Source organism: Streptomyces sp. ALB3 (assembly GCF_044385685.1).
Classification (GTDB): Bacteria; Actinomycetota; Actinomycetes; order Streptomycetales; family Streptomycetaceae; genus Streptomyces.
Genome location: NZ_JBISCE010000027.1, coordinates 147,905 through 172,295, shown reverse-complemented (window position 1 = coordinate 172,295; position 24,391 = coordinate 147,905). Strand labels below are relative to the sequence as shown.

Annotated in this window: 16 protein-coding genes and 1 pseudogene; 7 read left to right on the top strand and 10 right to left on the bottom strand. The window is 71.4% G+C overall.

Going from position 1 to position 24,391, the window contains the following annotated elements:
• Window positions 1–318 precede the first annotated feature (318 nt).
• Entirely contained in the window at window positions 319–1,554 is a 1,236-nt protein-coding gene (locus ACHFIV_RS15880; RefSeq protein WP_398968604.1) for an MFS transporter, read from the bottom strand.
• A 72-nt stretch (window positions 1,555–1,626) separates the two neighbouring features.
• On the opposite strand from ACHFIV_RS15880, the gene ACHFIV_RS15875 reads away from it, so the two are divergent.
• Complete coding sequence (locus tag ACHFIV_RS15875; protein ID WP_398968602.1) at window positions 1,627–2,469, top strand: LysR family transcriptional regulator; 843 nt, start codon at window positions 1,627–1,629, stop codon at window positions 2,467–2,469.
• 344 nt (window positions 2,470–2,813) lie between these two features.
• Here ACHFIV_RS15875 and ACHFIV_RS15870 read toward each other — a convergent pair whose 3' ends face one another.
• Complete coding sequence (locus ACHFIV_RS15870; protein WP_398968600.1) at window positions 2,814–3,023, bottom strand: hypothetical protein; 210 nt, start codon at window positions 3,021–3,023, stop codon at window positions 2,814–2,816.
• Window positions 3,024–3,928: 905 nt separating this feature from the next.
• Here ACHFIV_RS15870 and ACHFIV_RS15865 point away from each other — a divergent pair.
• Window positions 3,929–4,327, top strand: coding sequence for a hypothetical protein (locus tag ACHFIV_RS15865; RefSeq protein WP_398969747.1), 399 nt, complete (start codon window positions 3,929–3,931; stop codon window positions 4,325–4,327).
• 109 nt (window positions 4,328–4,436) lie between these two features.
• Window positions 4,437–4,843 (top strand): annotated as a pseudogene (locus ACHFIV_RS15860) (ATP-binding protein); the annotation flags it as partial.
• Window positions 4,844–4,924: 81 nt separating this feature from the next.
• Here the strand turns inward: ACHFIV_RS15860 and ACHFIV_RS15855 are convergent.
• Window positions 4,925–5,569 (bottom strand): dihydrofolate reductase family protein, encoded by a 645-nt coding sequence (locus ACHFIV_RS15855; RefSeq protein WP_398968597.1) that lies wholly within the window; start codon window positions 5,567–5,569, stop codon window positions 4,925–4,927.
• A gap of 345 nt (window positions 5,570–5,914) precedes the next feature.
• On the opposite strand from ACHFIV_RS15855, the gene ACHFIV_RS15850 reads away from it, so the two are divergent.
• From ACHFIV_RS15850 to ACHFIV_RS15840, 3 genes are all read left to right on the top strand, one after another.
• Window positions 5,915–6,190, top strand: coding sequence for a hypothetical protein (locus tag ACHFIV_RS15850; protein WP_398968594.1), 276 nt, complete (start codon window positions 5,915–5,917; stop codon window positions 6,188–6,190).
• 180 nt (window positions 6,191–6,370) lie between these two features.
• Window positions 6,371–6,586 (top strand): hypothetical protein, encoded by a 216-nt coding sequence (locus ACHFIV_RS15845; protein ID WP_398968591.1) that lies wholly within the window; start codon window positions 6,371–6,373, stop codon window positions 6,584–6,586.
• Window positions 6,587–7,667: 1,081 nt separating this feature from the next.
• Window positions 7,668–8,060, top strand: coding sequence for an alpha-amylase (locus ACHFIV_RS15840; RefSeq protein ID WP_398969693.1), 393 nt, complete (start codon window positions 7,668–7,670; stop codon window positions 8,058–8,060).
• Between the two features lie 145 nt (window positions 8,061–8,205).
• Here the strand turns inward: ACHFIV_RS15840 and ACHFIV_RS15835 are convergent, their stop codons facing one another.
• The gene (locus ACHFIV_RS15835; protein ID WP_398968589.1) at window positions 8,206–9,156 is read right to left on the bottom strand and encodes an NADP-dependent oxidoreductase; all 951 of its coding nucleotides are present in this window, start codon (window positions 9,154–9,156) and stop codon (window positions 8,206–8,208) included.
• Window positions 9,157–9,227: 71 nt separating this feature from the next.
• Here ACHFIV_RS15835 and ACHFIV_RS15830 point away from each other — a divergent pair, with 71 nt between their 5' ends.
• Window positions 9,228–10,184, top strand: coding sequence for a GlxA family transcriptional regulator (locus ACHFIV_RS15830; protein WP_398968587.1), 957 nt, complete (start codon window positions 9,228–9,230; stop codon window positions 10,182–10,184).
• 247 nt (window positions 10,185–10,431) lie between these two features.
• On the opposite strand, the gene ACHFIV_RS15825 is transcribed toward ACHFIV_RS15830, so the two are convergent.
• From ACHFIV_RS15825 to ACHFIV_RS15800, 6 genes are all read right to left on the bottom strand, one after another.
• On the bottom strand, window positions 10,432–10,872 hold the full coding sequence (locus ACHFIV_RS15825; protein WP_398968584.1) for a VOC family protein: 441 nt from the start codon (window positions 10,870–10,872) through the stop codon (window positions 10,432–10,434).
• A gap of 354 nt (window positions 10,873–11,226) precedes the next feature.
• Window positions 11,227–13,059: a hypothetical protein gene (locus ACHFIV_RS15820; protein WP_398968581.1), complete on the bottom strand. Its 1,833-nt coding sequence runs from the start codon at window positions 13,057–13,059 to the stop codon at window positions 11,227–11,229.
• Window positions 13,056–16,925, bottom strand: a complete 3,870-nt coding sequence (locus tag ACHFIV_RS15815; protein ID WP_398968579.1) for a DUF5682 family protein — start codon at window positions 16,923–16,925, stop codon at window positions 13,056–13,058. Before ACHFIV_RS15815 ends, ACHFIV_RS15820 begins: the two co-directional genes overlap by 4 nt.
• Before the next feature lie 3 nt (window positions 16,926–16,928).
• Window positions 16,929–18,161, bottom strand: a complete 1,233-nt coding sequence (locus ACHFIV_RS15810) for an AAA family ATPase (RefSeq protein ID WP_398968576.1) — start codon at window positions 18,159–18,161, stop codon at window positions 16,929–16,931.
• Window positions 18,158–23,314 carry a hypothetical protein gene (locus ACHFIV_RS15805; protein ID WP_398968573.1) on the bottom strand — a complete coding sequence of 1,719 codons (5,157 nt, stop codon included), beginning with the start codon at window positions 23,312–23,314 and terminating at the stop codon, window positions 18,158–18,160. The genes ACHFIV_RS15810 and ACHFIV_RS15805 overlap by 4 nt, the downstream gene beginning before the upstream one ends.
• On the bottom strand, window positions 23,311–24,171 hold the full coding sequence (locus ACHFIV_RS15800) for a DUF4132 domain-containing protein (protein ID WP_398968571.1): 861 nt from the start codon (window positions 24,169–24,171) through the stop codon (window positions 23,311–23,313). Before ACHFIV_RS15800 ends, ACHFIV_RS15805 begins: the two co-directional genes overlap by 4 nt.
• Window positions 24,172–24,391 lie beyond the last annotated feature (220 nt).

The window sequence follows — 24,391 nt, the reverse complement described above, 5'->3', positions numbered from 1 at the left end:
CGCCCCCGGCTGAAAGCGGCCATGTCGGTCTTCGCTGCTGTGGCTGTGCAGGCCGACGTCGTGGCCAGGGAGGGTGGTCGGTGTCGTCGCGCGAGAACAAGGCGGCGGGAGGTTCCGGAGAACACGACCCTGGGGGCGGGCCGCCTTCGGGCGGGTGGCCCGGCATCGGCGCCGCGCACTCAGTCCGCTGAAGCCGCTCCGACCGACAGGCTGCGGACGCGCCGCACCAGGGCGGCCGGCGGGCCGGACTCCAGAGGCGGGAACCGATAGGGCGCGGGTACGGCCGTACGAAAGGGCCCGAGTGCCGGAGGCGGCTGATCACTGCGTATGGTTTTTTCCTTTTCTCGCCGACTCGCGGCGAGCGGACGTGGGCGGCCGTGGCGACGGGCAGCGGCGGGACAACAGGAATCCGGTCAGCGCGGCGGCAAGGCCGCTCAGCCCGGCCGCCGCGAATCCAGCCGCCGGTACGGAGACGTCCATCGCCAGCCCGACGATCGGGGAGCCGAGCGCGAAACCGGCACTCTGAGCCGACGATTGCAAACCCGTCGCCTCGCCCCGCACGCCGGCTGGTGCCAGGCGGATCATCGCGCCGGTCACCGCGGAGAGGGTCGGCGCGGCGAGAAACCCCGTGCCGACAACGGCCACGCACAACCAGGGCCAGTCGCCGGCGAACCCTCCGGGAATCGTCACGAGCCCGAGCAGACCGAGCAGCAACCAGGTCGGCATCGACCGGGACGACGCGCCGTACACCAGCCCACCGACGACAGACGTCACGCCGAGCACGGCCACGACCATGGCGGCCCAGGACACCTGGCCCACCTCTTCCAGCGTGGCGACAATGGCGATGTCGACACCGCTGAGCAGCATGGCCGTACCGAACGCCATCGTCAGTACGGCGATCATGCCGGTACCCAGCCACTCCCTTCGCGCGGGCCGTGCGGTCGTGCCGTTGCTGCCACCGCCCGCCTCGGTCCCGGCGTCGGCCAAGAGTGGGGGATCGAGCAGAAAGAGCCCGATTCCCCCGATCATGATCGTGGCGCCGAGTCCCCACGCCACCACGTCGGGGGACACCTTCGTGGAGCTCAGGATTACGACCGCCGGCCCCACCATGTAGGCCAGTTCCCCCTGCACCGATTCCAGCGCGAACGCGGCCCGGCGCTGTTCCGCCGTCGTCATCGCCGTCATCGCCTGTCTGGTCACCGGCTGAGCCGGCACCATCAGCAGACCCGCCGCGAAGGCGGCACCCAGGAGAGCCCCGTACGGCAGAGCCGGCACGCACAGCCAGAAGACGACCTGAGCCACGACCGTGACCAGCAGTACCGCCCGCAGACCTCGCCGATCGATCATGCGGCCGAGCAGTGGCCCGCCCAGCGCCAGCCCGGTCGTCAGCGTCGCCGCGAGACCGCCGGCCGCCGCATAGCCCAGGTCGAGGCCCAGCACGACATACATCGTCAGTGCCATCACGGAAGCCGTGACAGCCGTACGGACAAGGAAGGAGACGCCCAACAGCGGTGCCATCCCCGGCACGGCCAGTATGCGCTGGTATCCGGTCACCGGTGTGACGCTAGATCCGTCGAGGCTCCATAGGTAGTGGTTCTTTGACTGTGGCTGACATAATGAACAGTTATGGCCAAGGATCTTGAAACCGCGTTGTTGCGGTCCTTCGTCACCGTCGTGCAGGCGGGCAGCATCAGCCGCGCCGCGACCGTGCTCGGACATACTCAGCCCGCGCTCAGCCAGCAGGTGCGCAAGCTGGAGAGAGCCATCGGCCGTCCGCTGCTCCACCGGTCACCGTCAGGTGTGTCGCTGACCCGCGCAGGCGAGGAGCTGCTGCCGTACGCCGAACGCATTCTCTCGCTGTCCGCACAGGCACTCACCGAAACGGGGCGCAGACTGACCGGCCGCTGCGGCGTCGGGTTGCTCGAGGACCTCGCTGCATCGAAGCTTCCGCAGGCCCTCGCCGACCTCGCCCGCCTGCACCCGGGGGCAACGCTGGAAGTGCTCAGCCTCTCCCACGCCGCGATGCGGGAGGCCTACGACACGGGCCGCGTCCAACTCGTTCTCGACGAGGTGCCGGGCGTCCCCGGCCCGCCGCGCTGGACGGTGCGCCGCCCGCTGGTCTGGGCGATCGGCCAGGGGGTGGAGGTGGCTTCGGATCCGCTGCCGGTGGTGCTGTTCTCAGGCACGTGCTCCTGGCGCACGTCGGTGCTGGAGACCTTGGAGGGCGCCGATCGGCCGTGGCGGGTGGCGTTCGAGAGCAACAGTCTGGTCGGTGTGCTCGCCGCGGTAAGAGCCGGTCTCGGCGTCGCGGCCCTCATGCCCGCCAATCTCGAACCGGCCATGGCGTGTCACGACGCGGACGCCCTGCCCGCCCTGCCGGACGTCGAGCTCGGTCTCGCCCGGCACCCGCGTTCCGAAGGGGACCCGCTGATCGATGCGGTGGAGACCGCCCTCCGACGCGTGATCTGAGCGTCCGGCCACGTCGGGCCTCCGCCACGCGTCCGCCCTCGCTCAGTTCGGGCCGCTTCCGTCGGCGGCAGGGCCTCAGCCGTGCTCCGCGAGCAGCCGCACCCTTGCCGCCGCCGACCGTCGGACTCGCGGCCGGATCCCGGAGCGACGCCGAGTGCCGGAGCGGCGCTCCAGGAGGTGGCCTCCGCTCCGGGCGGGCGTGAAAGGCGGTGGCGAGTTCCGCTACGTGAGGCGTGCCAGGCCGTGACTCAGCCGGTTGCCTCGCCGCAGCCGTCGAGAGGCCGGCGCTCCAGCGCGGCGTGCTCCGGAGCCATACGGGCGCCCGGACCGTCAACCAGGGGCGGTTACTCGGGCTGCGTCACGGTCAGTCCCCACCGGATGTCTTCGTCCGAGGCGTCGACGCCGAGGGTGAAGGACCCTCCCTTCACGACCCCCGCATCCAGGGTCACCGAACCGACGCCTACACCGTCGACGGGACAGTCCGTACTGAAGTGCGCCAACTGCGACTCCTGCCGCATCGTCACCTGCACACTGCCGCCTCCCTCGCATGCCACGGTGAGTACGGTCGGCAGCCCCTCCCACGCACCTCCCGAAGCGACACCACCGTCCCCGGTCACTTCCTCCACCCATACCAGGCCGTCGGGCCCCGGGTGGGGAAGAAGAGCACCAGTCGCTGCGGCTGCGGGTGCAACCCCCATCCCTGCCACGCCACATACCGTCAACATCGCCACGGCTGCGGCGCTTCTCACTCGTGTCACATCTGCTCCTCGGTCAACCGGTCACTGAGCCCCGAAGTATTACGGGCGGGGGCGTCTCGTACACGAGTACGCATACTCATGACAGCCGTTGACCGGGCCGCTGTACGGGAGGTCCGCCCGCTTGGTCCACGGCGTGAGGCAGCTCCTTTCGTGCGGAGCTCCTCGCCCGGGCAGCCGGGACGGTCCCGGTGGCCCCATGTCTCCGACGGAGTCCGTCCGTTGTCGGCTCGTCCGGCTGTCAGCCGAAGATGTCCAGTAGGTCCGGTCAGAGGCCTGCCTCGTCGGCGGGACGGGGCCGCATCGGCATGGGGTCCGGATAGACCCGCGCTGCGGCTCCCGCGCGGACGATATCGGCCCGCCGCAGGCCGTGACCGTGAAGGCGCCGAACACCTCGGCGAACGCCGCTGGGTCATCTGTCGAGAAAAAGAGGTCTGGCCCGAACGGGTGACGTTTCTGACCTGCCAGTTTTGCCTGTCACGTGAGATCCGGCTTCCAGTCAATAACGCAACGCGGACTTTGACAGCGAGATGCGGAACTTGCAACAGAGAGTGGCCACGTCACGGAAGTCGAGCCAGAACCCGAGTGATGACGTCAGTTGTTCACGGGTCTGGGAGGTGCCCCATCCACGGGCGGGTGTGTTCACGAGCACTGGGGTACTTGCCAGGGCAGCATCGGGGTGCTCCCGATGAAGGGTCCTGGTCATGCCGCAGATGTCCGAGGTCGAGTTGTACGCGGCGATCCGGCGTGATCACCGTGCCGGATTGAAGATGCGCGAGCTTGAGCGCAAGCACAACGTCTCGTGGAGGACGGTCAAGAGGGCCGTGGACTTCGTCTGGCCGGAGCCCCGGAAGAAACTGCTGCCGCGGCCGACTGCGCTGGATCCGTACAAGCTGGTGATCGACGAGATGCCGCGGACGGACCTCGACGCGCCGAGCAAGCAGCGCCATACGATCACTAGGATCTTCCACCGGCTCATCGATGACGAAGCGGACCGCCCAGCGTGCGAAGCGCGTGCACGTGTCCTTCGAAGAAGGCTTCCTGGCCACAGGAGGCAAGGACCCGGTGGACGGCTTTGCCTGCGGTCGCCTTCGGCGGCGTGACCGTGCGCCTGGCCGGCGAGCTGGTGACCTGCTACCTGTTCTTTCTCCGCCTGTCCTACTCCTGGCCCTCGGAGCAAGATCCGTTACGACAAACCTGAGCTCGGCTGTCCTGGCCACCGAGGCGGCGATGAAGGGCTACCGTGTTCGCTACGCGCTGGCCGCGAAGTTGGTGCACGAGCTGGTCGAGGCGGCAGACGAGAAGCAGCTGAACAAGGCCATCGCCCGTTACGGCCGCGTCCATTTTTTGTGCATCGACGAACCGGGCTCCAGGGAGCTGGACCGTCACGGCGCTGAGCTGCTGTTCAGGTCCCGGCCGAGCGGGAGGAGAAGAACAGTGGCGCCATCGCGTCCAACGAGACGTTCGGCGGGTGGACAAAGACGTTCACCGATCTCCGACTCCGCGCGGCCATCGTCATCCGCCTGACATTCAACGGCACGATCATCGCGTCCGGCGTCGACTCCTACCGGCTCGTCTCCACCCGCGCACGAGCTGAGGATCTTGCCAAGGCCGGCTGACCGCCTGAGGCGCGACTCGATGGCCCCCCCAGGGCGGCCCGGGAACGCAATACAGCTGCCCGGAGCCGCCCTGAGGACCGGTCACTTTCGCCAGAACAGGTGGTGCGTCACTCCGCTCGGGCTGGGAACGACCTCCAGGTGATACCGGTCGAGCAGCTCATCGGGGGACTCCCAGAGCCGTACTCCGGACCCGAGCTTCACCGGCGAGACCGCCACGTGCATGGTGTCGACGAGGCCGGCATCGAGAAACTGCCGGATGGTGGTGGCTCCGCCGCCAAGTCGGACGTCCTTGCCCTGCGCCGCCTCCCGGGCCTGCTCGAGGACCGTGGCAGGGTCGCCATCGACGAAGTGGAACGTGGTGTCGGAAAGCGTGAGCGAAGGACGCTTGTGGTGGGTCAGGACGAATACCGGGGTGCGGAACGGGGGCTCGCCACCCCACCAGCCCTGCCACTCATGGTTCTGCCAGGGCCCGCGCTGGGGACCGAACTTGTTGCGGCCCATGATCTCGGCGCCGATGTTGCGCGCGTAGTCCCGCGTGAGGTAGTCGTCCAGACCCCGGCTCCCCCCGGGGTCGGTGCGCATGGGCCAGCTCGCCGTGGCACCGGCCCAGGCGAACAGCCTCTCGGGCTCGACATGACCGAACGGCCTTTCGAGAGTCTGGTCCTCACCAGCACCGATGCCGTCACTCGAGACGTTGAAGTTCTGGACCCTCAATAGCTGAGCCACGCGTTCCTCCTGTGATGGGGCGATATCAGTGGTGAGACTCTCCGGGCCCGGCAAACTCATCGCCACCTCCGTGACCGGTCAGAGAATCGGTCAACTGGCCTGCGGACCTGTGAGGTTTGCGCGGTTTGGGTAAACGCCTGTGGTGAGAGGGCGTCCGCCCCCTGCGGAGCCTTTCACTATCTGCTTGGTCATGGAGGAGGCCTGAAGAAGCTGTTACGGCCCATGCGGTGACGTCATTTCTCGGGTTCTGGCTCACTTTCCGTGGAGGTTGACTGAGTGTGATGTCAGTGGTGTGTGGTGGGACGGTCGGACTCTGTTGCCGTGACCTGCTGGGAGTCTGCCTTGATGCCCGTGTGCTCGTCTCTGACCCACGCCCTGGCCGAGGCCTTGGTCGACGTCCTGTGGTTCATCGAGGGCAATGATGACGAGCAGATGGATCCGGACGACGCGGTCAAGGTCCTGGAGGGTGTCGCCCACCTGGTCAGCAAGTTGTCGAGCGACCAGCGGAGCGAACTGATCGACCTGCTCAGGACGATAGCTGAAGCCGAGTCCGATCCCGCTCGGCGAGAGTTCCTGGAAGGGGTCCCGGAAGGCTTCGGGCTCCTTGATGATGTGGTCTGACCTGTGCTTCACGAGTGGAGCAGGACGCGCTTGCGCAGGAGAGGAAAGCCGGACCAGCCGGACATTCGTTTCGAGCATTTTGATCCGGTTGACGTGGCCTTCGTCGACACCTGAGCTCCGGGGCAAGGTGAGGCCGGCGATGACTGCATCGCGGTCACGGTCGATGCCTGCGGCGAGTGCGTGAAGGCCAGGGAGGTCGTCTCGCCGGACGACATCGAGCCACTGCCGCAACCGTTCGCTCTGGCGCTCGGTGGGTATCTGACCGAAGGAGCGGACGTGGCCGGTGAGGGCGTCCAGTTCAGGGCAGTGGACCAGAACGGCCTTGAGCCCAAGGTGTTTCGCCTCGGTGAGGGTCTCCGGCCGACGGAGGATCCATCCAGCGACGACCCGGGGTGACGGTGGCCGAGCCGTGACGGGGCCCGGCGAGAGCCGCTTCGCCCGGAAACAGGCGCCAACCCGCTGGTAGCTGCCCTGACAGCCAAGCGGCGCGATCTCCTCCCACACCGTCCAGGCGTTCGTGCAGCCTTGGTTCCAACGGTCATCCAGGTAGGGCTTGAAGGCGTCGAGTTCGGATGGCCGGCCCTGCCACTGCCCGTGGGACAGGTCCCCCGGGGTGGCTGCGTCGGCGAAGAGCTTGACGGTGCGGGAGGACATCCGGAGTTGGCGGCCAATCGCCCTCCGGCTGAGCCCGGCGGCCAGTAATTCGTGGACGGTCGCGTGCGTGACGCTTCGGGGCTCTGTGCCTGTTGGGTGGCGGGCTGCTTCGGTCGTGGGGCGATGCGCCGTCATCCGCCAGAATCCACTGCCCTACCGGCAAAGGACCCGCCGCTTCCCGTCAGCACCATGTCCGCAAGCTATCCGCCGTCTCGCGGCTCACCCAGACGCCTTCCCGTGGGGGTGGGCGACGTCACCGCCACCGTCGGGCGACACGCCTCACCTTGGTCGGCGGGCGTGCCGACGCCCCGTTGCTCAGGGCGACCGTCCGGCATCCGACTGACCCGGGCACCAGGAGCTACATCTCTGTGCCGGCTTTCGGAGGCGCATGTTCTTCGGTCAACAGGGCCAGTCAGACCGGCGTGCCCGCGATCGACAGGTGAACCGCCCATGCACCGGGCGGCGCGGTGGCGTGCAGGCGGAAGTCGTCTGCTTCAGGCCGTCGGGCTTGCTCCCGTGACAGTGCATCGGCTTGCCCGACCCGTCCGGCCGAGGGTCACTTTCGGCCTTGCGGCGAGCGCTCACTCACGCGATCTTGCGTTCACTGGTCGACGGCATCGGGAGCTTATGGCAGGAGTGAGACCTGCGGCTTCGTCTGCAGGTAACTGGTCTCGAGCAGGCGTCGCGTCGACCGTGCCTCATGGCTCGCACGCGGTGCCTCTTTGGTCCACCTCCCTGAACTGGGCCTTCCGGTGCGTTTCGACAGTTGCAGTCGTTGAAAGGGCCAACCGCAAGAACTCTGAAAATTGCCGCAAATCTTTTCATGCCGTGTCAGGCCCTGCGTATGTTGAGGGAGTCCGTTCATCAACCAAAGAGGAGACACCCCGTGTATCGGCTCATATGTTCAAGTTTTGTGGCTTCCATTGTGGTTCTTGCCGCAACTACTTCGACCGGTACCACCCACGCCGAGGGCCGGGAGGAATCGGGGACAGGGCTCAGCGCGCCCAGCTGTGTGGCGTTCAGCGCGGACTGGCGCTACACGTTCGTCGTCAACAACTGCTCCGACACCCATATCGTGAAGGTCGTGTACCGCGACGGGGCCACAGTCCCTTGCCGAGTGGCACCCTCGACGGCACGGATCACCTTTCCGGGGTACGGGCCCTCAGGCAACGAGGTTCTGGGCGTCGTTCTGTGCGAAGACGGTGGCCGCGTCTGACCGGCCGGGTGACGCCGAGCGACTCGTCGACAAGGCCGTTCGTCAGACGGCGCGGGGGCGCAGGATCGCGGACCCACTCGCACCCGGATCTGCTGAACCAGATCCGGGTGCGCCGCCCGGCGGGCGATGGTCGGGACTCTCTGCGCTAAGGGAGTGTCAGTACGAGCTTCCCCGTCGTGTGGCCGCTGTCGCCGAGGGCGTGTGCCCTGGCGGCTTCGGCGAGTGGGAAGGACCCGGCGATGGTCGCGCGGAGCTCGCCCGCCTCGACCAGTTCGGCGATCGCGTTCATCCCCGCGTGATCGGCTTCCACGAGCATCTCCACGGCCCGGACCCCCAGTTCGTCGGCCCTTTCGATGAAGTCCGTCTCGCCGCTGGGCAGGAGCGTGACGAGGAGGCCGCCCGGGCGCAGGACACGTAGCGAGCGGAAGCGGTAGTCGCCGCCGATCGTGTCCAGGACGACGTCGACCTGGCGGACGGTCTCGGCGAAGTCGGTCTCCCGGTAGTCGACCGGTTCGTCGACCCCGAGCTCACGCAGGAAGTCATGCTTGCCCGCGCTCGCCGTCCCGATCACGTAGGCGCCGCGCGCCTTGGCGATCTGCACCGCCAGGTGACCGACCCCGCCGGCGGCGGCGTGGATCAGTACCCGATGTCCCGGTTGCACGTCCGCGGTGTCCACGAGGGCCTGCCAGGCTGTCAGTGCCGCGAGTGGGAGCGCGCCTGCCTGTTCGTGGTCGACGGACGAGGGTTTGCGGGCGAAGGAGCGGGCCGGTGCCGTGACGTACTCGGCATGGGAGCCGGCACCGAACGGGTAGGGCAGCATCCCGAACACTTCGTCTCCGGGCTTGAAGAGGGTGACTCCGAGGCCGACGGTCTCGACGACACCGGACACATCCCAGCCGAGGATGAAAGGCGGCTCCTTGAGGAAGAGCCCCAGCTCGCGGTGCTTCCAGTCGGTCGGGTTCAGTCCTGCCGCGCGTACCCGCACCAGCAGTTCGCTCGGTCCCGGGGTGGGCCGTTCCACTTCCGCTTCGTCGAGTACGTCCGGGCCGCCGAGGGCGGTCTGGCGGATGGCTCGCATCGTTTTCGCTGTGCTCATGCATCCAAGCGTGCCGACCTCGGCCGTCCTTGGAAAATGGCAAGATTGCCAATATCCGATAGGATCGTGCCATGCATGATGTGAAGCGCGTCGTGGTGCTGGCACTGGAAGGGGTCTACCCCTTCGAGCTCGGCATCCCCAGCCGGATCTTCGGAGCGGCGGACGGCCGGTACGAGGTGTTGACCTGCAGCGTCGACGGGGGCCCGGTCCGCACGAACGCGGACTTCTCGGTGACCGTCGAGCACGGCCCCGATGTACTCGGCACGGCTGACACGGTGGTCATCGCGCCCATCACCCCGTCGTGCATCACCTCACGGCTGCCGGACGCGGTGGCGGCCGCGCTCGCGCACATCCGCTCCGGCACCCGCGTCGTCTCGATCTGCACCGGCGCCTTCGTGCTGGCGGCGGCCGGTCTGCTCGACGGGCGCCGGGCCACCACGCACTGGCAGACAGCCGAGTACTTCCGCACCATGTTCCCGGCGGTGGAACTCGATCCCGACGTGCTCTTCGTCGACGACGGCACGGTCCTCACCTCGGCCGGCGCCGCGTCCGGTGTCGACGTCTGCCTGCATCTGATCCGCAAGGACCACGGCAGCGAACTGGCCAACACGGTGGCACGTCGCTGTGTGGTGCCGCCCTGGAGGGACGGAGGCCAGGCGCAGTACATCGAGCAGCCGGTCCCCGCGCCCTCCGTCGCCAGCACGGCGGCCACTCGGCAGTGGGCCCTCGAACGCCTCGGTGATCCTCTGACGCTCTCCGATCTAGCGGGCCACGCCCGGATGAGCCTGCGCACCTTCGCCCGCCGGTTCAACGACGAGGTGGGCATGGCTCCCGGCCGCTGGCTCATCCAGCAGCGCGTGGCCCGTGCCCGACATCTGCTGGAGGCCAGTGACATGCCCGTTGACCAGGTCGCCGGCGAAGTCGGTTTTGCGACCGGCGCGTCCCTGCGCCAGCACCTGCACGCTGCGATCGGAGTCTCCCCCCAGGCGTACCGGCGTACGTTCCGGGCGGTGCGCCAGGTGCAGTGATCCCGGCGTTGCCGGCAACGGCCTGCTCGTAGCCGCGATCACCCACCGGAGTGTGGTGCGTCCTACGTGATCCACATGACGCCATGCGACCCGTTCACCCCCGAGGCGATCGATGCACTGCGCGGTTACGTTTTCGGCGACATAGGCCAGGTGGGTTACGCCCCTGTCGGCAGTCCTGGCTTGTCGGGCGGCTCGTAACCTCCGGAGTCCCGTTCGGCCGATGACGCGGTCTCCCGCCTTCAGTTCTTCAGCCCAGTTGCTCGGCCAGGCCGACGATGACGCCCTCCGGACCGCGGACGTAGCAGAGCAGATGGCTGTCCTCGAACCGGGCGATCTCGCCGACGAGTTCAGCGCCGTGCGGGCGCAGGCGGGCAACGGTGTCCTGGAGGTCGTCGACGGCGAACATGACCCGGTGCGTGCCCAGGACGTTGTGCGGCTGGTTGCGCGGCCCGGCGCTCACCACCGCGGGACTACGGTACTTCGCCAGCTCGAGCCTGCTGTGACCGTCCGGGGTCCGGACCATCGCGATGTCACAACGCACGCCCTCGAGTCCGGTGCACCGGTCGGCGACCAGGCCCGCGACCTCCGTCCTGCCCTCCAGTTCCATTCCGAGCTCCACGAAGAACGCGATCGCGGCATCCAGGTCCTCGACGACGATGCCGACGTTGTCCATCCGTTGAATCGCCATGCTGGTTTCTCCTTCTTCCCCGTGCGGCCGGTGACGGCCGCTGATGTCCTGGGACGGAGCCGTTGGGAGGTTCTCGGCATCCCCAGGTCGCCGAACCCCCGGTCGACGCAACTTCGCGTCCCGGTTCCGCCGCAGCGGACGCACAAGTCAGGCGCGATGTCTCGGAGACGGTACCTGCCCCGCTCACCGGACCGCCCGCGTCCTGGGCACGCGCCGTGCCGGCTGTCCGACGTGCTCACGTCGGTGCTGTCCAGCTGCTGAGTCCTCTCACCGCACACCAAGCCCTGCCTCCCGGTGCCGGACCCGACGGCGGGGCCTGGCTGTGTACCGGGCGCGTGTGGCGGCGCGTCGTGATCAGGCCCGGTTGCCGGCCGGCGTGGGGGTGGCCTGCTTCTCGTGGGCCGTTTTCCAGGCCGCCGCGCACAGGGACTCGGACACGGCCGATGTGTACCGGGCGGCGGTGAGCCAGTGGGTGGCGAAGCCGTCGGTGTCGGCGGGCAGGAGACGGCCGAAAGGGTCGCGTTCGCGTCGTGCCGCTGAGGCGCACAAGGCGGTGAGGAGAGCGGCGGCCGTGGGAAGGCCTGACCTGCGCAGGCGGCGGGCTTCCGAGGAGACGTCGCCGAGCATGCCGAGGGCAGCGCGGCCCGCGGGCACTGTCTGTTCGACGCGTCGCTCCAGTAGGTGCAGGGGTGAGTGCGTCCCGGTGCTGCCGGGCTCGGGCGGGGCCGGGTGTACGAGGGCGGGAGGGAGGGGAATGTCGGCGCGGGCCAGACGGTCGTAGCCGAGGTCGATCGTGCCCTCACCGGTGGGGTGGGAGCAGGCGAGGAGGGCGAGCCTGGGGTGGAGCGCGGGGATCAGGCGGCCGATGATCCGCAGCCGTGTCCCGGGTGCCGTGGCCAGGAGCATCAGGTTGTCCCGGTGGGCGAGTGCGGGGTCGTCGTCGGCGACGGTGAGCCGGACGGGGAGATCCCCGTCGCAGCGTGCAAGCAGACACGAACCACCCGGCTCTCGTACGGTGCCGCAGAGTTCGACGTCCAGGAAGAGCAGGTCGCTGCCGCCGATGTCCGGGTCCGCGTACGGCGATGTGGACCGCAGGGCGCGTATGGCCTGCTGACAGGGCGGCGTTTCCCACAGGGCGGCGAGCGGTGGCTCCGTCCACGCCGCGCCCCGGGCGGTGACGGCCTTGACGCCTTTCCCCGCGCCGAGTCTGCCGTCCGGAGAGACCGTCGCCCCTGAGACGGCCAGGCCGGCCCGGCCCAGCTCCCGGTGGGTGAGCGCGCTCTCCCCGAGGCGTACGGCCCGGTCGGCCACGCCCAGGGCGCGTCCGACGCCGCCGGGTGCCACGTCGCCGACCGTGTAGAGCCGGCCGTCTGACCCGGCGACCCAGGTGCGGACGCCGCCGTGTCCCGAGTCGGTGACCAGGGGCTCGGTGAACAGACCGTACAGACGCAGCGAGCCGTCCGGGCTGTACGGGCGGCGCACCCGGCCCCTGAGGCCGGCCAGCTCCGCTCCGGTCGCGGACGGCACCCGGTGTGCGGTCCCCAGGAGTTCGGCCAGGGCGGTGACGAGGTCGGCGGTGCGGTACGAGGGGTCCCCGGCGCGGGCCGCGCGCAGGAGCGTGACGACGGACAGCGCGGCGCCCGCGGCGCGCGGCAGGTGCTGGAGCCTGGCGGTGTGCGCGGCGCGGAGGAGCGCCGCTTGGGCGACGGCGCCGGCCCCGTCGACGCCGGCCTCGAGCACGGCGGCAGCCGCTGACCACAGGGAGCGGGCCGCGTCACGCTGGGCCGGGCTCAGCTCGTCGGGCGCTGGGGCGGGGGAGGTGGGGGAGGTGCTCCCGGGGTGCGGTGCGCCACCGGTTGGAGGTCCGGCCGGTTGCCCGGAGGGCTCGGGCGCCGGATCCGCCGTGGGGGCGGCGCAGGCGGCGGCCGCCCGGTGAAGACAGGACGGGGCGAGGAGACAGCCACAGGTGATGGCGTCCGCCGTTGCCACCACCCCGCCCGGGGCGTGCAGGCGCAGGTCGGTTTCCTCGTCGACCGCTATCGTCACCGTGTCCCCGTCGCGGTGCGCCGGGCGTGCGCCGAATTTGGTGACCGCCGCGTCCAGCCGCTTGCGCAGCCGGGGTGAGAGGTCTTCCACCAGAGTGGCTGTGACCTCGGGTGCGACAGGTGGCAACTGGACGGCGCTCATGCGGTCTTCTCCCCTATCCAGCGGGCCAGTTCGAGTGGGCTCAGCGCGGCCACGGGCATACCGGCGGCCACGAGCTGGCCGGCGACGCCCGTCGAGTAGCGGGGCCGGCCCGCGTCGTCGAGACTCGCGCACCCCAGGACGTGGGCTCCGGTGGCCACCAGGGCCCGCACCTCGGCCAGCAGCCCGCCGAGCGGAGCGCCCTCCTCGAAGTCGCTGATGACGACGACGAGGGTCCGGGTGGGCACCGTGATCAGGCTGCGCGCGTGCCGCAGCCCGGCGGCGATGTGTGTGCCGCCGCCCACGCTCACCTCCAGCAGGAGGGAGAGGGGATCGTGCACGTGCCCGGTGAGATCGACGACCTCGGTGGAGAACGCGAGGAAGTGGGTGCTCAGGGCCGGAACCCCGGCCAGTACGGAGGCGGTCAGCGCGGACCAGATCGTGGATGCCTCCATGGATCCGGATACGTCGGTGACCAGGATCAGCCGCCAGTCGGCCGACCGGCGGGCGCGACTGCGGAAGACCGGTTTCTCGGGTATCACCTGGACCGTTCCGTCGGCCGCCCGGCGGGCGGTGGCCAGATTGGCGCGCAGGGTGCGCGGCAGGTCCAGCCGGCCGCCCGGGCGTCGGGTGGGACGGGCCGTCATGGTGCCGGTGAGGGCGGGCCGTAGCCGGGTGGCGAGCTGCCGGGTCAGTTCGTCGACCAGGCGGCGGACCAGGGGGCGGAGCACCGCCAGACGTGCCTCGGGGAGACCGCCGGCGTAGCGCAGGACCGTACGGAGCAGCTCCACCGAGGGGGTGGCGGCCGCCGGGTCGAGTTCGGCCACGACATCCGGCCTGCCGGTCGCGGCAGCGGCGGCCAGGACTTCCTCGCGGATCCCGGGGCCGAACAGTGCGGCCAGCTCCTCGGACCATTCGCGGACGCCGGGAAACGGTGCTTCGCGGCCGCCACGCCGGCTCCTGCCGAGAGCGGGCATGCCGCCGCGTGCTCCCTCGCCGCGTCCCTCCCCGTACAGCTCGTCCAGTGCGGTTGCCAGCCGGGTGGCTTCGGGCGGGAGCTGATCGGGTCGTCGGCCGAGTACGAGCCGCCATCGGTCGGCGGGCGCGAGGGTCCGGGCGGCTCCGGTTCCGGGGGTGCGGGCACACTCCGGCGCCGGACCGGCGGTGGCGCCCGCTCCGGTGGAGTGTGTGCCGGGGGGAGGGGCCGGGGCGGCGGGCGGAGGGGATGCCGCGGTGTGTTCCTTCTGCGACAGGAGCCGGTCGTCGTGCGCGGGGGACGGCAGGGGCAGGCCGAGGCCGGTGAGGAGTTCACGCGCCGAGAGGTCGGCGGCCGTGCGGACCGCCAGGTCGGCCGGGTCGTCGGAGTCGAGGCTGTCCACCTGTTCGCCGAGCCGCTCCTCGATGGTGTCCAGCAGCCTGTCACGTGCGGCCGGGCTGAGCGTGTCGAAGCCGCCGCGCAGGGCGGGCAGCCGTGTCAGGAACGGGGTGTCGTCCAGCTCGACGACACGGTGCAGCAGAGGGTCCAGGGCGCCGGCTGCGAGGGTCAGGAGGGGGCCCGCCGCCGTCAGGACGCCGGTGAGACGGGCGGTGAGTGCGGCACGGGAGGCGCTGTCGACAGCACCGTCCACCCAGGAGGCTATGCGCACTCCGAAAGCCTGGGCCTCCTCGTGGCCGGTGAGCACCCGGACGGCCCCGGCAGCGGCGGAGATCAGCGGGCTGCCGTCGGTGGCCAGGCGGGCGAGGGCGTCGGTGAGCCGGATGCCGCCCACCCGGTCGGCGCGCTGGGCCAGTTCCAGCAGGGCGCGGGCGTCCTCGGGTTCCTCGGATCCGCTCAGGCCGTCGACCTGCCGGACGGCCGCGGAGGTCAGGAGTTCCGCCGTGTGCGCGATGCGGGCGGCACGGTCACCGGCGGCAGTGTTGTCGCTGCTCAGGGGGGCTGCCGAGGTCTGGGGGGAGGTCAGGCCCGGCAGGTGGCCTGCGTCGACGCGGTCCATGAGGCCGAGGCCGGTGAGGATCTCGGGAAGGGTGCCGCTGGTGGGGAGTACGGCCGCGAGTTCCGTGAGCCGTTCGTCGGTCAGGGCCGGAAGCCCGCACTCGGCGGCTTGGATCAGGCCTTGCATGACTTGGGCGGCGGTCGGGCCGCCTTGCGCGCGTTCGGCTGCCTGTCGCTGCCGCAGCACGCCTTCGGCGGCCTGGGCCGGGGTGACACCGCGGGTCCCGGCCGCGGTGAGCATGGCGGCCGTCGCGGGGGTCCATCTGACCTGCCAGCGCGTCGTCAGCCCTTCCGAGCCCGCCGCTCCCGTCACCGCCTGTTCCTGTGCGTAGGGGACGCCGCACACCGTCAGCCGGCGCAGGAGTAGTTCGCGGTGTCCGTCGAGGGGGGAGCGGGCCGGGTCGAGCCGGAGATCACGTGGTGTCCTCTCGTGGGCGTCACCCGGCCCCGGCAGCGAGAGCGCCGCGGTCTCGGCCTCCACGGCCGGGCCCAAACCGCTGCGCGGAGCGGCGGGGGCGGGCCGTCCGGTGCGGGTTCCGATCAGTACGTGTTCGAGTGCCTGGGCTACGGCTCGGCCCGTGCCGTAGGTCTCGCCGCGCCCCAGCACCGTCTGTACGGCTTCCAGGAACTCACCGCGGCCGGGAGCGGGCAGCTCGCGCAGGCGCGCCAAATCCCCGGCGACCCGGACGACCTCCCGGCCGTCCGCCGGGCCGTAGGGGTGGCCCTGTTCGCGCAGGGCCGTGCAGACGCGCACCGCGGTGCGGATCAGCGCCTCGTGCAACGCGGCTGTGTCCCCGGCGGCGTCCAGGACGGTGTGCTGCCACTCCGGGTCGCGGATGCCGGCCGGGTAACCGGACCGTGAGTCCAGGAGCGGGTAGGTGTACGGAATCAGGGACACGGTGCACGCTGCCTCGTCGGCCGCGCCGGTCCTGTGGCCGTCCGCATCCGGCTCGCACGGGGCGGCGGACGAGGACCGTTCCGGCGGCGCGGGTGCTTGTGCGGTCCGACAGGCGGACGGCAGCAGGGCGGGGGCGTGGAAGGCGCCCACCACCACGGCGGGGCGCCGTCCGCTCGCCAGGGCCTCGGCGACATGTCCGCGCATGCAGTGCTCGCGCGCCAGGTCCCCGCCGTCCACGCCGCCCGTCGCCTCGGTCTCGGACCGCAGTGCCCAGCCGGTGAGGAGGGCGGCGCGGCGCAGCGCCTCGGGTGTCGAGCCGGGTGCGGGGGCCTCCACCAGCCGGTCCCACAGGTCGTCGCCGTCGCGGCCGGTGAGCCGGGACCGCAGGGCGGCGGACAGCCCGCCACCTTCTCCCAGCAGGGGTGCGGAGCCGGCCTTTGCGTGGGGGTCGGGGGCGGGGGCGCCCGGCCCGTTCCGCGCCCGGAGCCGGTCGGCCAGTGGCAGATCACAGGCCACGGCCGGGACGCCGTGTCGTGCCGCCCAGCGCAGGGCGACCAGTTCGGGCGAGAAGTCCGCGAACGGATAGAAGGCGGGGCCTCGTTCGTCGTCCGCCCGCGTCCTGTCGGCGGGCACGGCGGCCAGTGCCACCGGGGCTTCGGTCTCCTCGTGGGCGAGCCAGCCCAGCCAGGGCTGGAATTCGGCGGGCAGTTCGACCAGGAGGATGTCGGGGGCCGCCGCGTCCAGGAGTGCCGGCAGAGCGGCCGCGAGTGAAGGCGCGTGGTGGCGCACTCCGATCAGGAGCGGCTGCCCGGGCCCGGTCGCCGCGAGGGCCGCGACCGCGGCCTCCGCGGCGGCGGATCCGGCCGTCGCCGGGCCCTGCGGCGCGCCGGCCGGCGGCACCTCGGTGTGGAGCGCCGCGTCAACGGTGGGCGGCACCTGAGCGGTGACGCACGCGTCCGGGGTGGTCGGCTGGCTCATCCGTCAGCTCTCCAGTACCGCGCGAAGTTCCCACAGGGCACGCCACGTGGACGACCCCTGCTCCGCGCGTCTGCGCACAGGCCCGTCCCAGTATCCCAGCAGCCTCGCCGCGTCGGCGGGGTCGTCCTTGCGTACGACACCGAGCAGGTGGCCGGGCAGGAGGCGGAGCACGTCCCGGTCGCCGGGGAAGTAGGCGGTGGTCAGACCCAGGGATCCCGCGACGGAGACCGCTTCCGCCGTGCTCATCACCGTGGAGGGGCGCTCGACCTCCCACCCTTCCACGGAGCGGCCCTCGCGCAGGTCCCGGAAGGCCGTGACGAGGGCTTCGAGGACCGCGTCGTCGACCTGGTAAGCGGCACCTGTCCGTTCGACGGCCGCCCGCGACTGGCGCCGCACGAGGGCGATCTCGGCGTCCACGTCCCCGATGGGGCCCACCGTCTCGAAGTTGAAGCGCCGCTTCAGCGCGGCCGACATCTCCGACACGCCCTTGTCCCGCAGGTTGGCAGTGGCGATGAGGGTGAAGCCGGGGGCCGCGTGTACCTGGGCGCTCTCGCTTCCCGCGAGTTCGGGCACCGCGATCCGCCGTTCGGACAGCAGTGACACGAGCGCGTCCTGGACCTCGGGCAGGCAACGGGTGACCTCCTCGACGCGGGCGACGGCGCCCCGCGTCATGGCGGTGAGGACCGGAGAGGGCACCAGTGCCTGTTCGGTGGGGCCCTGAGCGAGTAGCAGCGCGTAGTTCCAGCCGTACTTGAGCTGGTCCTCGGTGGTGCCCGCGGTTCCCTGCACGGTGAGCGCGCTGGTCCCGCAGACGGCCGCTGACAGCAGCTCGGAGAGCATGGACTTGGCGGTGCCGGGTTCGCCCACCAGCAGCAGTCCGCGCTCCCCGGCGAGGGTGACCACGCAGCGTTCGACCAGGGCTCGTTCGCCGACGAACTTCTGCTCGATCACCAGGCGGCGCGGCACCCCGGCACCGGGCCGGGCGGATTTCGCGAGGCCGAGCGCCTCTCCCGCACTGCCCATCACGAAGGTGACGACGGCGCGCGGAGTCAGGAGCCAGCCGGGCGGGCGCGGCCCCGTGTCGTAGGCGGCGAGGAAGGCGAGCTCCGTGCCGTACTGGTCCTCCGGCAAGGTGACCTGGCGGTCCGGCCGGCGGATTCCGGCCGGGGGCGTCGCCTGGTCCGGGGCGCCGCCCGTGCCGGTGCTCTCGGTGGTGGTCGTGGTGCGGCTCGTCATCGGTGGCGGCCCTTCCGGGGTGCGCGGGTGTCCAGTTCTTCGAAGGCGGGGGCGTCGCCGCCCCGTGTCCGTGCCCAGGCCGTCGTGAACAGCTCGGGCACGGGGATGTCCGGCAGGGTCCGGGTGGACCCGGTCACGGGGTACAGCCGTTCCTTCCAGGTCTCCAGTGGAAGACCGGGCGTGCCGCGTTCGAGCCAGCCGCAAGGGAGGAACAGGGTGCGGCCGGCACGGGAGCGCTTGGCCTCGACCACGAGGCCGGTGGCGGCGGCGAGCTCCGCCCGGGCCTTCTTGATCCGTGCGGGCTTCCACGCGCTCCAGCGGGCGCAGTTGCGGTCCGTCGGATCGGGGAGGGCGAGCAGCATCAGGTACAGGGCGGCGGCGTCACCGCTCAGCCCGAGGGCCGAGGCGGCCTCGGCCACCAGGTCCGGCACCGCGCGCGCCGGGTCCTGGGCAGGGTAGTGCGCGGTGCCATCGGGAGCGCCCGCCGCAACCAAGGCGTCGATCTCCTTGCCCAGCAGGACGCGCAGGGCGCGGAGCTCACCTGCCCGGTACTGCGCGACGGTGCCCTCGACCAGACCGAACACCGGGTCCTGCGGGCCTTCCAAGCCGGCCGGGCGGATCAGGAGTTTCTCGTTGTTGCCGTGGCCGGCTGCGAGGAGAAGCGCCGCACCGACCCGCACCAGGCCGTCGGGCCCCGCGCCGCCGGACTCGGGAAGGTGGTGGGCGGCCCGGACCACGGGGCCGATCGAGCCGCCCGCCTCGGTCCAGTCAAGCCCGAGGTCAAGCACCAGGTCCGGGTCGGCGAGGGTGCGGCGCAACGCCGCGAGCCCGACGGGCAGGTGCGCCCGCAGCGGGTGCCCGTAGGGCAGGGTGTAGGCGAGGGTCCGCAGCGCGGTCAGGGCGTTGGACAGCGAGCCGTACGCATGGACCCGGCGCAGGCCGGGCCGGCCGGTTCCGTCCTCGATCGGGGAGCCCTGGCCCAGCCACAGCCCCGAGCCCGGGTTGAGGACGAGGTCGACGGCGGCGGGGGTGGTGCCCGACAGGTCGAGGTCCAGTTCCTCGGGGACGCGGACGAGGGAGGCGAGACGTTCCTGCCAGACCTCGGCGGCGGCCCGGACGTCGGGTCCCGCGGACCACAGCTGGGCCGGGTCTTCGGGCAGCAGCGCCTCCAGCAGGGCGTGGCGGTCGGCGCGGGGGAGGGCGTGCAGCCTGGCCAGGGCCGCCTCGAAGGCACGCGTCTTCGCTCCGAGCACCTTGAGCACCTCGGCGCCCGGCTCGTCGACGGCGGCCGACACCAGGGCGGCGGACTGAAGGGCACCTATCCCGGTGGCCGCGTGGAGGGCCTCCGCGGCCTCGGGACGCCAGGGCGCCGGGCCCTGCTCCCGTACCAGGGCGGTGAGCTGGGTGAGCCGGGTGCGGGCGATGCCCTGGCGGTGGACGTGCTCGTGGTTCAGGGTGAAGCCCGGAACGGGGCCGAAGACGCCGGTGGGGTCGTGGTCCAGGGCCAGCCAGCGCGCCGCGTCGTTCCTGGAGTTCCGGCCGCGTTCGGCGAGGACCACGACGGTGCGGGCGCCCTTGCGCAGCACCTGGCCGAGCCGGTGCACGGCCTCGAGACGCCCCTGCCCGGGTGATGTGCCGTACGGTTCGACGAGTTCCACCTGCCGGACCGTGCCCGCCGGATCCGCCAGCGGGCCCTGGGCGAGGGTGTCGAGCAGGACCACGAGACCTGCGCGGTGTTCGGCCGAGGTGGTCGCCGAGGCGGCCCGGTAAGCCAGCTGGGGCAGCACGTCGAGCAGCAGGGGCCAGGCCAGGGACTGACCGGGAACGGTGTACTCGTCCCGCTGCCAGCCGTCCACCGGGGGGAAGGGGACCCTGGACGGAACGGGCGGGCCGAAGGCCGGCTCGCCGCGCAGGACGTGGTTGACGGCGAGGATCTGCCGGATCGTGGTCCACCGGCTCTCCGACCCCAGCCAGCCCCTGTACATCCGCTCGGTCCCCCACGCGGTGGCGTGCAGCAGGGTGGTGTCGTCGCCGTGCTCGGGCGAGTGGTCGAAGAACATGCCCTGGGTGCGTGAGGTGCTCCGGGTGACGGTGGGCTGAGGCGGCTCCAGGTAGCGGGCGGCCGCGGCGGCCCTGTCGACCGCGTCGCGGACCAGGGCGGTGACACCCGACAGGAGCCGCGTGTCGGACACCTCCGGCAGCACCCGGGCGACAGCTTCCCGGCTCAACTCGTGCGAGGAGGGCCCGGTGTAGTCCTCCACGGCCCGGGAAGCCTCCAGGTGCCGGGCGACCGCGGTGGCGACCTCGTCGAGCAGTTCCCCCGCCCGGGAGTCCGCCAGGTTCCGCAGGGCGGCGGAGCCCCGCTCGTCCCTGGGGCGCATGGCGTGCCAGTAGGCGACGGGAGGGAGGAACGGCGTGCCCGCGGCGTTGTTGCCGTCCGAGGAGCCGGGCGTGACGGACCACAGGCTTCCGCCGGTGCCCGCACCGTCTGCCGGGTAAGCCACGACGAAGCGCCCGGACAGAGCCATGACGGGGCGTGATCCACCGGGGAGGGTGAGGGCACCGAGCGGCACCGGGAAGCCGCCGGGCAGGGGGTGCGGCAGAGACACCGTGTGGCCGTCGGGAGTCCCCGCGACGATCCGGTGCCCGTCCGCGGGGACGGGCATACCCGGTTCGGTGGACGTGCGGCGGACCCAACGGCCGAGGACCGTGCCGTCCGTGCCGAACGGGGTGCCTTCCAGACCGGGCTGAAGGGGAAGCACCTGGCAGTGCTCACTGACCAGCCGGGTGCCTTCCACCACCCCGCGGTGCAGGAAGGCGGGAAGGGAGGCACGGCCGTGAGTGCCGCTGACCGGGTCGTACTCCAGCCAGACCCGCCGTGTGCCCTCGTGGCCGTCCCGCCAGTGACGCGTGCCGTCGCCGATGACGGCGCGCTGAGGCGGGAGGGCGGTGTCGCCCGCGTACAAGGCCTTGCCGCCGGTCGCGCGGCCGCCGCCGGGCAGGGGCAGGCAGACAGCGTCGAAGAGGCTGGACCCACGCCAGCGGGGGATCTGTTCGCCTCCTACGGTGAACACCTCGGCGGGACGGTGCGACCAGTAGCCACGCTGCTTGCCGTCCTCCCACCAGATGACGAGCAACTCGCCGTCGGTGTAACGGAAGGCGAGCTGCCGCCAGTGGTCGACGGCGCCGGGCAGCCTCAAGGAGTGCCGCAGCACGACGCCTTCCGGGCCGACGACGACGGCGCGTTCGCTGGTGTTCAGGATCAGCGCGGGCCAGGCGCCGGTGACACCGACACCATCGGACCGGTCACGGGGCTGGCGCGTGGAGGCCGCCTCCTTGGCCAGTTCACCGTAGGCCTCCTCCAGCGCGGGCCAGCCCAGTTCGGCCAGGACGCCGGCACGCAGGGTCGAGGCGAGCAGCGGTACGACATCGTGTCCCTTCAAGAGCCGCACCGCCTCCGGGGCGACCTCCGCGACCACGGAGCGGAACGCCGAGAGCTTGTCGAGGGCGGTGCGCAGCCCGGGAAGCCCCTGCGCGGCCGTGTACTCCTTCGCGCAGGAGGTCAGCCACTCCCGCAGGATCCCGGACAGCACCGGATGCGCCGCCAGGCTTGCCATGTCCGTGTCGCCCAGTCGCTGGCCGCGTCCCCCGCTCAGGCCGCCGACGGCCCGGCTCAGCAGCGCGCGGAAGACAGGCCGTCCGGCGACGGCGGTGAGCTCCCGCGCTCCTGGCGACGTGTCGGTGAGCCAGGAGGCGAGCGGTACACCAGGACTCTGTGCGGTGCCGGTGTCCTGGTCGTCCGGCTCGGCGACGGGGATCTCGTAGGCCAGGCAGAGGTCGAGGAGATCCAGGTCGGCGGTGCGCTGCCAGCGGCCCTGGAACAGTTCGACGGGGCGCCCGTCGGCGCGCAGCCGGTCCGCCATCCGGGTGACCAGCTCAAGGGTTCGCGGGCTGCGGCCGGCGGTGGCCCGGTTGCGCCGGCGGTGCGTCTCCCAGCGGGCGACCCAGTCCGCCGGGAGAACCGACGGATCACCCGGTGCGGCTGAACCGGAGACGTCCGGGAGGGCGGTCAGCAGGTCCTCGGCGCCGGATTCGGCCAGCAGCTCGAGCCAGCCGTCCTCGCCGTCGGTCTCCCGGCCGCTCTCACTGAACGTCTCCGGGAAGAAGCCGAGAAGCCGGACGCGCACGGCTGTGTCCCCAAGTGCCGTGGTGACGAGCGCGGAGCGGTAGGCCGTCCAGAACGAAGCGGGGGCGCGAACGATTCCGGGAGAGACGATCAGGTCGGCCACCAGCTCGCGTTCGGCGGCCTCGCGGTCCAGCCCGGCGGCCTTGACCAGCGCCCGTACGTCCTGCGGCAGTGCCGCGTACGGCGGCATACCGGCCGCGCAGCGCTCCACCAGCAGACGGCGGAACTGCGCCCAGGCGTCCGCAGGCGCCAGCCGGGCCACCAGGTCGCGCACGTACTGCCGCAGCGCCTTGACGGTCAGCGCGCCGGCGAAGGCGAACTCGAGGAAGACGGCCCGCTGCCGGTCCTCGTCCACGACCAGCCCGTGGACCCGTTCGGCCTCGCGGGCCTTGCCGAAGAAGGATGCGGCGTAGGTGGTGTTCTCCGCCTGGAGGAAGAGACGCGCCACCTGCTCGTAGTAGGTGGGCAGGAAGTGGGGCACGGCCCGGCCGAGCCGGGTGCCGAGCGCGTCGAAGCCTTCTTTGGCCGCTCCGGCGCGGCTCCTGGCCTGCCGGCCCAGCCGCTCGATGTCCTTGACCAGGGCAAGGGCGTGATGCCCGTTGGCCGGGTCGTTGACCAGGGCCCAGGCCGGGAAGCCCAGCGTTTCGCGGCGCACCTGGCCCACGACGGGCATCTCACCGGTCCGGGCGAGGCCGAGGAACTCCAGGGCCAGGTCCTCGGCTTCGCCCAGAGTGCCGGGCACCAGCCGGACCACGGGGCGGTCGCCCAGAGCGTGGTGCGTGTACGTGCGGGCGGTGAGGGTGTCGGCGTCGTCCCGGTCCGTGGTACCGGCGGGCAGGACCGCGCCCGCCTCCAGCAGCGCCGCCACGCGGGCTTCGGGGGCGGGGACGCAGCCCCCTTCGTGCCGGGTCTGGGCGGGTAGGGATCCGGTGCCCGCCGCCGTGTCCACGCTGGTCGTCGTCGTCATGCCGCCCGCTCCTCGTCCTCTACATCGCGGCCGGCGTAGAGCGCCGCCGCCATGCGCATGCCCTCGGACCAGGTGACCGGCCCGAGCTCGGCGGCCGTCAACGCCCGTCCCGAGAGGTCGGTCCAGCCCAGGGGGCCCGTCTCCGTGCCGTACTCGTCGTATCCGTCGTGCTCGCCGATCCATATACGCGCCTCGGCGGTGGTGCCGTCCTCGACGACCGGGCAGACCGCGTACCCGCCGCGCGCCCGGTATCCGAGCTGGGTGACGCGGCCGTGCAGGAAGCGGAGTTCCTTGAACACTCCGCCGGCGTAGGTGTCGACGGAGGTGCTGTCCGGGGCGAGGCCCTGCGGCCGGCGCCACACCTCGCGGAACAGCTGCTCCACGTTCTGACGCACCTGAAGTTCGACCGCGAACTCGCGCAGTTCGTCAAGGTCGTCCAGGAGGACGGGGTGAGGCACCCTCACGACGTCCGGGGTGATGCGGACCGTGTCGCCGTCCAGGTCGACGAGGCCCAGACCTCGCGCGGGGTCGGCGTCGCGCAGGAACCCGGCGACCCCGCCGTCCGGGCCGGTCACCACCACGTCACGCAGGGCTGCCTGCCACGCCGGGTCGGGCCAGACCTGGGCGAGAACAGCCGTGGGAACGGGCAGCGAACGCACCATCCACTGCTCGACATCGGCCAGGCACCTGCGTTCGTGCCGCTCCAGCCACTCAGTCAACTGTCCGAGCCCGACGACCGCCGGATCGTCCTTCAGTTTGGCCGGGACGGACTTCAGCCGCCGGCCTTTCCCATTGCGGCACACCACCTTGCCCGCCTCCAGAGCGACTTCGTAGTCGCCTGCCGGTACCCACCCCATGCGCCGTTCTCCCCATTCCCCGGACGCCGCCGGTGTGGCGGCACGCTGACAAGACCCGTCGACGGCAACGCACCGTGACGAGTAGGAGAGACTCTAGGCGTACCCAGTGACAACGCGTCCGGGGCCGTCCGCCCGCTCGTACGGACAGGCGACACCGGCGGCCGGAAGCGCCCGGCATCCACCCCTGACGCGCACGTCCCCACGCGTCGTATGAGGAGTC